An 8,137-nucleotide genomic window follows, 5' to 3' on the forward strand; every position below is an offset into this window, starting at 1 on the left:
CCGGACCGAAAGCCCTATGCCCCGCGCGCTGATGATCCAAGGCACCGGCAGCAATGTCGGAAAATCCATGCTTGTGGCAGGGCTGTGCCGCGCGGCGCGGCGGCGCGGCATTCGCGTCGCCCCGTTCAAGCCGCAAAACATGTCGAACAATGCAGCTGTCACGCTGGATGGCGGCGAAATCGGGCGCGCGCAGGCACTTCAGGCTCTGGCTTGCGGGCTGGAGCCGCAAAGCGACATGAACCCGGTGCTGCTGAAACCGGAAACCGACACCGGCGCGCAGGTCATCGTGCAGGGCAAACGCCTGACCAGCAGCTCGGCCCACGATTACTTTACCCACAAACCGCGCTTGCTGAAGGCCGTTCTGGACAGCTTTGCCCGGCTGAAAGCCGCGCATGAGCTGATCATCGTCGAAGGGGCCGGCAGCCCCGCAGAGGTCAATCTGCGCCAAAGCGACATTGCCAATATGGGCTTTGCCCGCGCAGCCGACGTGCCCGTGATCCTTGCGGGCGACATTGACCGGGGCGGCGTGATCGCCCAGATCGTGGGCACGCAGGCCATATTGGACCCGGCCGATGCCGCCATGATCGCGGGGTTCCTCATCAACAAGTTCCGCGGCGATCTGCGCCTGTTCGACGATGGCTATACCCTGATCGAGGAACGCACGGGCTGGCGTGGCTTCGGCACCCTGCCGTGGTTTGCCGATGCGTGGAAACTGCCTGCCGAGGATGCGCTGGACCTTGACGCCCCCAAACGCGATGGCGGGCTGCATATTGTTAGCCTCTGCCTGTCGCGGATCGCCAATTTCGATGATCTGGATCCGCTCGCGCAAGAACCCGGCGTGCGGCTGACCATGCTGGGGCCGGGCCGCGCCGTGCCAGGTGATGCCGATCTGGTCATCCTGCCCGGAACCAAAAGCACGCGCGGCGATCTGGCCTTTCTGCGCGCGCAAGGCTGGGATCTGGACGTGGCGGCTCATGTGCGGCGCGGCGGTCATGTCTTGGGGATATGCGGCGGATACCAGATGCTTGGCCGCATGGTAGCCGATCCCGACGGTCTGGAAGGTGCCCCCGGCACCACCGAGGGTTTGGGCCTGCTGGATGTTCACACGGTCATGACAGCGCAGAAGCGGTTAAGCCGCGTCAAGGCCGTCCACGCCAAAAGCGGGGCCGCGTTCCATGGCTACGAAATCCATATCGGGCAGACCCATGGGCCGGATTGCAGCCGCCCCTTTGCCCATGTCGGCAGCGCGCCCGAAGGGGCCATGTCGCCCGACGGGCGGATCATGGGCAGCTACCTGCATGGCATGTTCGCCGATGACGGGTTCCGCGCCGCGATCCTGTCAGGGTTCGGGCAGAGTTCTGTGGCGGGTTATGACGCGCAAGTGGACCAGACGCTGGACAATCTGGCCGACCATCTGGAGCAGCATCTGGATGTAGCAGGCTTGCTGGCACAGGCGCGTTAAACCGCCGCAAAGGCCTGTTCGACCTGCGCCCAGTCCATGGCCGTGCCGGGCAGGCCAAGGCGCAACCAGCTATCGCTATAGGGAAAGAGGCGCGCCCAGACATGGTGCCGGGCCAGGCTGTCGCGGGCCTTGGCGGCATCCGGCGTGGCATAGGTGCGAAACAGCGGCGTGCCGCCCACCAGGCGCCAACCGGCTGCCGCTGCCAGATCGTCCAGCCGCGCCGCATCTTGGCGCAAACGCACGCGCGCGCGGTCTTGCCAGACGGTATCGGCCATGGCGGTCGTGGCAAGGGCGATTGCCGGGCCATTGACCGCCCAAGGCCCGGCCAACGCGCGCAGCCGCTGGGCCAGCGCATCCCCCGTCAGGGCAAAGCCCAGCCGCAGCCCCGCCAGCCCGAAGAACTTGCCGAAAGAGCGCAGTACGACCATGCGGGACGTGTCGGGCGTGATCTGCGGGGCCAGCGACAGGCCGCTTTCGGTGTCGGCAAAGCTTTCATCCACAACCAGCAGGCCGACATGATCTTGCACCGCGCGCAGGCTTTGCGGCGACCACATACGGCCATCGGGGTTGTTGGGGTTCACGACGGTCAGCAGGTCCGCACCGACGGCATCAGCGGGCTCTGACACCTGCGACACGGTCCAGCCCTGCGCCTGCAAGGCCGCCGCGTGTTCGTTATAGGTCGGCCCGACCACACAGGCGCGCCCCGGCGCGCGCAGGCGGGGGACAAGCTGGATCGCGGCTTGCGCGCCGCCTAGCACAACAACGGACCCGGCGGTGGCATAAAGCCGCGCCGCCGCGTCTTCCAGCCCGGCAATATCGGTCGCCGTCGGTAGGCTGGCCCAAGCGCGGGCGGGCACAGGCCCAACCGGATAGGGCTGAGGGTTGATACCGGTCGACAGGTCCACCCAAGACCCGCTGCCATAGCGCTGCATCGCGCGATCCAGATCGCCGCCATGGTCGCGCATGGGCTATCCTCCTGCCAAGGCCAAAACGGCCAGCACGCCGATCATCGCGGCCATGGCCCGCCGATACAAGGCCAGCCCGCGCGCCAGATCTTGCGGGGCCGGGTCCGGGCTGCCCGCGTTCAGCCACGGCTCTGCGGCGATCTGGTCGCCATAGACGCGCGGCCCCGACAAACGCCTGTTCAGCCCGCCCGCCATCGCGGCCTCGGGCCAGCCGGCATTGGGCGAGCGGTGTTTGCCCGCGTCCCGCCACATGATGCGAAACGCACGCCCGCGCCCAGCCGACAGCAGGGCGAAAAACAGCCCCGTCAGGCGCGCCGGGACCAGGTTGGCCAGATCGTCAAGCCGGGCGGCAGCTTTGCCGAAATGCTCATACCGGGCATTGCGATGGCCGATCATCGAATCCATCGTGTTGATCGCCTTATAGGCGGCAATTCCGGGCAGACCCGCGACCATGCCCCAGAATACCGGCGCGACAATGCCGTCGGACGTGTTTTCGGCAAGGCTTTCAAGTGCCGCGCGCGCAACGCCCGCGTCATCCAGCGCACTAGGGTCACGGCCAACGATCATGGACACGGCTTGTCGTGCCTGCGCCAGATCGCCCGCCACAAGCGGCGTGACGACGGCGGCCACATGCTGGTGCATCGAGCGCAGCGCAACCAGCGGCCAGGCCAGAACCCCGCCCAGCAGCACCCCCCAAAGGCCGGACGGCAGGGCGGCTTGCAACGCCGCAGCGATACCGCCAACCAGCAAAACGACGCCCAAGGTCACACCGGCACCCGTCGCCAAACGCCGCGCGGGCTGGCCGGTGTTCAGACGCGCCTCCAGCGCGGAAATCAGCGCGCCGATCCATGTCACCGGATGCCCGATCCTGGCATAAAGCCGCTCTGGCCAGCCGATAGCCATATCCAGCAAAGAGGCCACCAGCATCATTGCCGCAAAGCTCATGGTGCACAGCCCCCAGTGCAAAAGCGTATGACCTGCCGGAACCCGGCATGTTGCAACACGCGGTCTGCGACCGCGGGCACCTGCCCCGGCGCAAAGATCAGCCCGCGCGCAGACCCGGTATGCGCCCGCAAGACGCCAAGCGCTCCAAGCCGGTGCGCCACGCTTTCGGTGGGGTCATCCGACGGGCCGCGCAGGGCGGTGCAGCGCTGTGCCGAAAGCGTGGCGATGCGGGCAAGCTCTGGCAGGTCTGGTGCTTGCGACAGCCGGGCAACAAGGTCTGCAACGTCTGGAAAGGCCATGTCGGTCGGGTCGGTCGCCACAGGTGGCCCCCAGAAGCCGCCAATAACCTCGGCCCGAGGCAAAGGCGGCAGCGCAGCCAAAACCTGCCCCACTCGCGATGCCCAGACCACCCGGTCGGGATGCGGCAACATCAACGGATCGCTCGCCCCCTCGACGGCCAGACAGGCGGCGACCAGCTTGTCCGGGTCGCCCTGCGCCGCACGGGCCAAGGCCACCAGTGCCGCGGTCGAGGCACCGGCCCCGCCGCCGGGGGGCATGGTGGCGCATAGTCTGTAATGCCCCGCGCGCCCGCCAATCCGCACCAAGAAGTCGCGCGCGCGCTCCGGCGTCAGAAGATGTGGCGTCTGCTCCAGCGACAGTGCGCCATCGCCCGTTCGTTCGGCCGACGCCCACATCGCAGGACAGGCGACCGTCACCAGCGCGACGGGTCCGTCCGACCCAAGCCGCCCTTGCACCCATTCCCCGAAATGCCCGTGAACGCGCAAGCTCACACAGCGGCCCCTTCATTGGTGGCGATGATCGACATCCCATCCGGCAAGCATCGCAGCCGGGTCAACGACAAGGGCGCAATCTCGAATTTCAGGCCAAGCGCGGGCTGACCAAGCGCCAACCCGAGCGCCGCGCGCGCCGTGCCCGCGTGGGCCACCAGCACCAGCGGCCCCGACTGGCGCACCCGCGCCGCCAACTGGCGCAAGGCGGGATCGACCCGCGCCGCCATATCGGCAAAGCTTTCGCCACCGGGCGCGGTATAGCGGGCAAGCTTTTCCAGCGACAATGTGCCAAGATCGGGCAAATCGGCAAAGGCACAGCCCTCTGCCGCGCCGAAATCCTGCTCCCACAGGCGCGGGTCCGTGACCAGGTCACGCTTTGGAAACAGGGCTTTGGCCGTTTCGCGGCAGCGGCGCGCGGGACTGCTGACACTATCGCACCCGGCCAGAAGACTGCGCAACGGGTCAAGCCGCGCCGGCGCGGGCAGACAGGCGGCGACATCGGTGCGCCCGCACAACCGTCCGCCATGATCTGCGGGCGCGTGCCGCAGAATAACCAGTTCATCGCGGGCGATCGGCGTCAACGATGTCTTCCCTATCTCGATCATTTCTGATTTGTCACGGGATCATGGGAAAGTCGATACTCATCACCGGCGGCGCACGCTCTGGCAAAAGCACCTTCGCAGAGCGGATGACGCTGGCGCTGGGGTCGTCCGCGATCTACATCGCGACCGCCGAAGCCCATGACGGGGAAATGGCACAGCGGATTGCGCAGCACCAGGCGCGGCGCGGGCCAGAATGGCGCACCATCGCCGAACCGCTGGACCTGTGCCGCGCGCTGACGGAGAGCGACGGACAAGCACCCAGGCTGGTCGATTGCCTGACCTTGTGGCTGTCGAACCTCATGCTGTCCGGCCGCGACCCACAGGCAGAGACCGACCGCCTTGTGACCACCCTTGCCCGGCAAAGCGCGCCCGTCATCTTCGTGACCAACGAGGTGGGCGCGGGCATCGTGCCCGACAACAAGCTTGCCCGCGATTATCGCGATGCGTCGGGCATTCTGAACCAGCGGGTCGCCACGGCCTGCGACGAATTATGGCTCTGTGTAGCGGGCCACCCGCTGAAAGTGAAATGACCATGACCAATGAATTTTCCCCAACCTCTTTTGACCAGATCGCCGCGCTGGCAAGCCGATTGCCCAGCCCCGATGCCCCCGCCACGCAGGCCGCTGCCGCGCGCCAGTTGCAGCTGACAAAGCCGCCCGGATCGTTGGGGCGGCTGGAAGAGCTGGCGCTGTTCATGGCCGGTTGGCAGGCCGCAGAAAAGCCGCGCATCGACAAGGCCCAAGCCTTGGTCTTTGCCGGCAATCACGGGATCTGCGCCCAAGGCGTGAACCCCTTCCCGCAAGAAGTGACGGCGCAGATGGTCGCTAATTTCAAGGCCGGGGGCGCGGCGATCAACCAGCTTTGCGCGGTGTCGGGGGCCGACCTGTCGGTGATCGCACTGGATCTGGACCAACCCACCGCCGATTTCACCGAAGCGCCTGCGATGAGCGAGGCCGCTTGCCTAGAGGCCATTCGCACAGGGGCCGCCGCCGTCGACCAGACCGCTGATGTGTTGATCCTTGGCGAAATGGGCATCGGCAATTCGACCGTTGCCGCCGCGCTTGCCCATGCCGCCTTTGGTGGCGCTGCCGCCGATTGGGTCGGCGCGGGCACCGGCGCGGATGTGCAGGGCATCGCGCACAAGGCGGGCGTCGTCGCGCGCGGCGTGGCCCGTCATGCCGGGGCCACGGGGCTAGCCAGCCTTGCAGCCCTTGGCGGGCGCGAGCAGGCCGCAATCTGTGGCGCGGTTCTGGCCGCGCGCATGGCCCGCATCCCGGTATTGCTGGACGGGTTCATCTGCACCGCCGCCACGGCACCGCTTTTCGCGGCAAACCCCGCGTTTCTGGATCATTGCCTGATCGGCCATGCCAGCCGGGAACCTGGCCACCGCCGCCTGTGCGCCGCGATGGGCAAAGCGCCGATCCTGTCGCTGGACATGGCGCTTGGCGAGGGGTCGGGCGCGGCATTGGCACTTTCGGTGCTGCGCGGGGCCGTCGCCTGCCATAGCGGCATGGCAACCTTTGCCGAAGCGGGCGTGGCGGGCGGCTAACCCCGATGCAGCGGCTGCACCAAATCCGGCTGGCCATGATGATGCTGACCCGGTTGCCCATGGGCCACCTGTCAGAGCCTGCGCCGACGCTTGGCGTATCGGCTTGGGCCTTTCCCCTGGTCGGGATCGTGACAGGCAGCCTGGCTTGGGCGGTGCTGCAAGGGGCGCTGGCGCTTGGGGCAAGCACCACCATCGCCGCGCTGCTGGCTCTGGCTGCACTGGCATGGGCCACGGGCGCGCTGCACGAAGATGGGCTGGCCGATTGCGCCGATGGGCTTGGTGGCGGGCGCGATCGGGCGCATTGTCTGGACATCATGCGCGACAGTCGCATCGGCAGCTACGGGGTCGTGGCGCTTGTGCTTGTGCTGGGGCTGAAAGCTGCGGCTTTGTCCGAACTGGGCGCTCAGGCCACGCTGCTGCTGATGGTCCATGTCGGGGTTACAAGCCGGTTGATGATGCTGGGGGTTCTGGTCCGCCTTCCCCCGGCCCGCGACACTGGGCTTGGGCGCAACGCAAGCGGCGTCCCTCGCGCGGCCGTCCTGCCCGGCGTGGTTGTTGCCCTAACCTGCGCGGCCCTACTTGGTGCTGCCGGTGTCGCAGCATTGGCCTGCATGGGTCTGGCAAGTGTCGCCCTTGCCGCGATTGCCCAACGGCGCATTCAGGGACAGACCGGCGATGTGCTCGGCGCGGTTCAGACCATTTCCGAAGCCGTGGGGCTGACAGCCTTTTCGGTGCTCTTGCAGGCCTGAGACAACGGGCTATCCCCTCGGACTAGGTTGCGCGGTATGCCAGCGCGACGGTTGAGGCGTCTTCAATCACGCCACACGCGACCGCTATGCAAGATCGTAACCCAGTTGCGCCTCCAGCTCTCGGTCAAGCTGCGATCGGATATAGTCCAGATTATACGGCAATCGTTCCTTGGCATGGGCACGCCGTTCTTCCCAATCCGTGCGGTGATCGAAAATATAGGCAGGCTTCTTGTAGGGGCGCTTTGCCTGCAACCCGAATGCCGCCCCAAGCGTTGCAAGGCTGGCCTTTGGATCGGCCAGAAAGGCCTCGTGGCGCAGGATCGCCACATTGACACCGCGTTGCAGCAGCCCCAGCCAGCAGCGCGTCTTTATGGTCCGCATTTCGAACAGGTTTCGATAGGGCCGCCCCTCGATCACATGACGGTCGGCCTGCAAGACCTGGTTCAGGTGCAGCTTGCGGTCCAGCCCATGCGGTTTGGGTGCATTCATGACCGAAAGCCAAGGCGCGCGGATGAAGCCATCGAATTGAGCGCCCGCATATCCGGGACAACATGATAGGGCTTAGCATACATGCTGACACACCAGTCGAACGGATCGCGTAACGAGACCACGAACAGCGTCCGGGCACCGGCCGACAAAAAACCGGGCGCACCGTGTTTCCAGCCATAATCCGTGCCGAGCGCCAAGCCATAGACCTGACGAATAACCTTCTTGGTCACGTTCGTACCAGAAGAGCGCTCTCAGAAGACGACAAGTTCCTCTATCGGATCAGAGGTGGTGCGATGGCAAAGGATGCCATCGGATTTCAAAACACAGGTCATTCAATTTACACTGGGGGGATTATAAAATATTTTTAGTGCATGAGCTTTTTAAGCTGCTGTAAGAAGGGCGGCTCCGCAAGGGTGAACATCATGCAGAAGCCTGGATCGCAATGCGATGCGCGGGCGTTGCGTAATATTTTGTAATGATATGTATAATCTGGTTGCGGGGACAGGATTTGAACCTGTGACCTTCAGGTTATGAGCCTGACGAGCTACCTGGCTGCTCCACCCCGCGTTGGTTGTTTAGAGTTTT

The 8,137-nt window shown here is 65.7% G+C and carries 10 protein-coding genes and 1 tRNA gene; 4 read left to right on the plus strand and 7 right to left on the minus strand.

Annotated elements, in window-relative coordinates; genetic code table 11:
- Positions 1-16: 16 nt before the first annotated feature.
- Positions 17-1,462 (plus strand): cobyric acid synthase, encoded by a 1,446-nt coding sequence (locus tag J1C52_RS13540; protein ID WP_227428492.1) that lies wholly within the window; start codon positions 17-19, stop codon positions 1,460-1,462.
- Here the strand turns inward: J1C52_RS13540 and cobD are convergent.
- From cobD to J1C52_RS13560, 4 genes are read right to left on the minus strand one after another with little or no spacing between them, the layout of a single operon-like run.
- The gene (gene cobD, locus J1C52_RS13545) at positions 1,459-2,427 is read right to left on the minus strand and encodes a threonine-phosphate decarboxylase CobD (protein ID WP_227428478.1); all 969 of its coding nucleotides are present in this window, start codon (positions 2,425-2,427) and stop codon (positions 1,459-1,461) included. The genes J1C52_RS13540 and cobD overlap by 4 nt on opposite strands.
- A 3-nt stretch (positions 2,428-2,430) precedes the next feature.
- Positions 2,431-3,372, minus strand: a complete 942-nt coding sequence (gene cbiB / locus J1C52_RS13550) for an adenosylcobinamide-phosphate synthase CbiB (RefSeq protein WP_227428479.1) — start codon at positions 3,370-3,372, stop codon at positions 2,431-2,433.
- Positions 3,369-4,163 carry a propanediol utilization protein gene (locus J1C52_RS13555; protein WP_227428480.1) on the minus strand — a complete coding sequence of 265 codons (795 nt, stop codon included), beginning with the start codon at positions 4,161-4,163 and terminating at the stop codon, positions 3,369-3,371. The genes cbiB and J1C52_RS13555 overlap by 4 nt, the downstream gene beginning before the upstream one ends.
- Positions 4,160-4,744, minus strand: coding sequence for a histidine phosphatase family protein (locus J1C52_RS13560; protein ID WP_227428481.1), 585 nt, complete (start codon positions 4,742-4,744; stop codon positions 4,160-4,162). The genes J1C52_RS13555 and J1C52_RS13560 overlap by 4 nt, the downstream gene beginning before the upstream one ends.
- Before the next feature lie 44 nt (positions 4,745-4,788).
- Between J1C52_RS13560 and cobU the strand changes: the two genes are divergently transcribed.
- Genes cobU through cobS form a run of 3 tightly spaced genes read left to right on the plus strand, consistent with a single transcriptional unit; the run spans position 4,789 to position 7,063 of the window.
- Complete coding sequence (cobU, locus tag J1C52_RS13565) at positions 4,789-5,295, plus strand: bifunctional adenosylcobinamide kinase/adenosylcobinamide-phosphate guanylyltransferase (protein WP_227428482.1); 507 nt, start codon at positions 4,789-4,791, stop codon at positions 5,293-5,295.
- 2 nt (positions 5,296-5,297) lie between these two features.
- On the plus strand, positions 5,298-6,314 hold the full coding sequence (cobT, locus tag J1C52_RS13570; RefSeq protein ID WP_227428483.1) for a nicotinate-nucleotide--dimethylbenzimidazole phosphoribosyltransferase: 1,017 nt from the start codon (positions 5,298-5,300) through the stop codon (positions 6,312-6,314).
- A gap of 5 nt (positions 6,315-6,319) precedes the next feature.
- Positions 6,320-7,063 carry an adenosylcobinamide-GDP ribazoletransferase gene (cobS, locus tag J1C52_RS13575; protein ID WP_227428484.1) on the plus strand — a complete coding sequence of 248 codons (744 nt, stop codon included), beginning with the start codon at positions 6,320-6,322 and terminating at the stop codon, positions 7,061-7,063.
- Between the two features lie 84 nt (positions 7,064-7,147).
- Here the strand turns inward: cobS and J1C52_RS13580 are convergent, their stop codons facing one another.
- The 3 genes from J1C52_RS13580 to J1C52_RS13590 all read right to left on the minus strand — a co-directional run bounded on the left by J1C52_RS13580 (position 7,148) and on the right by J1C52_RS13590 (position 8,119).
- Positions 7,148-7,552, minus strand: coding sequence for a hypothetical protein (locus J1C52_RS13580; protein WP_227428485.1), 405 nt, complete (start codon positions 7,550-7,552; stop codon positions 7,148-7,150).
- Positions 7,549-7,782, minus strand: a complete 234-nt coding sequence (locus J1C52_RS13585; protein ID WP_227428486.1) for a hypothetical protein — start codon at positions 7,780-7,782, stop codon at positions 7,549-7,551. Before J1C52_RS13585 ends, J1C52_RS13580 begins: the two co-directional genes overlap by 4 nt.
- A gap of 260 nt (positions 7,783-8,042) precedes the next feature.
- Positions 8,043-8,119 (minus strand) — tRNA-Met (locus J1C52_RS13590).
- Positions 8,120-8,137 lie beyond the last annotated feature (18 nt).

It is taken from the genome of Roseibaca sp. Y0-43 (assembly GCF_020667835.1).
In the GTDB taxonomy this organism is placed as follows: Bacteria; Pseudomonadota; Alphaproteobacteria; order Rhodobacterales; family Rhodobacteraceae; genus Roseinatronobacter.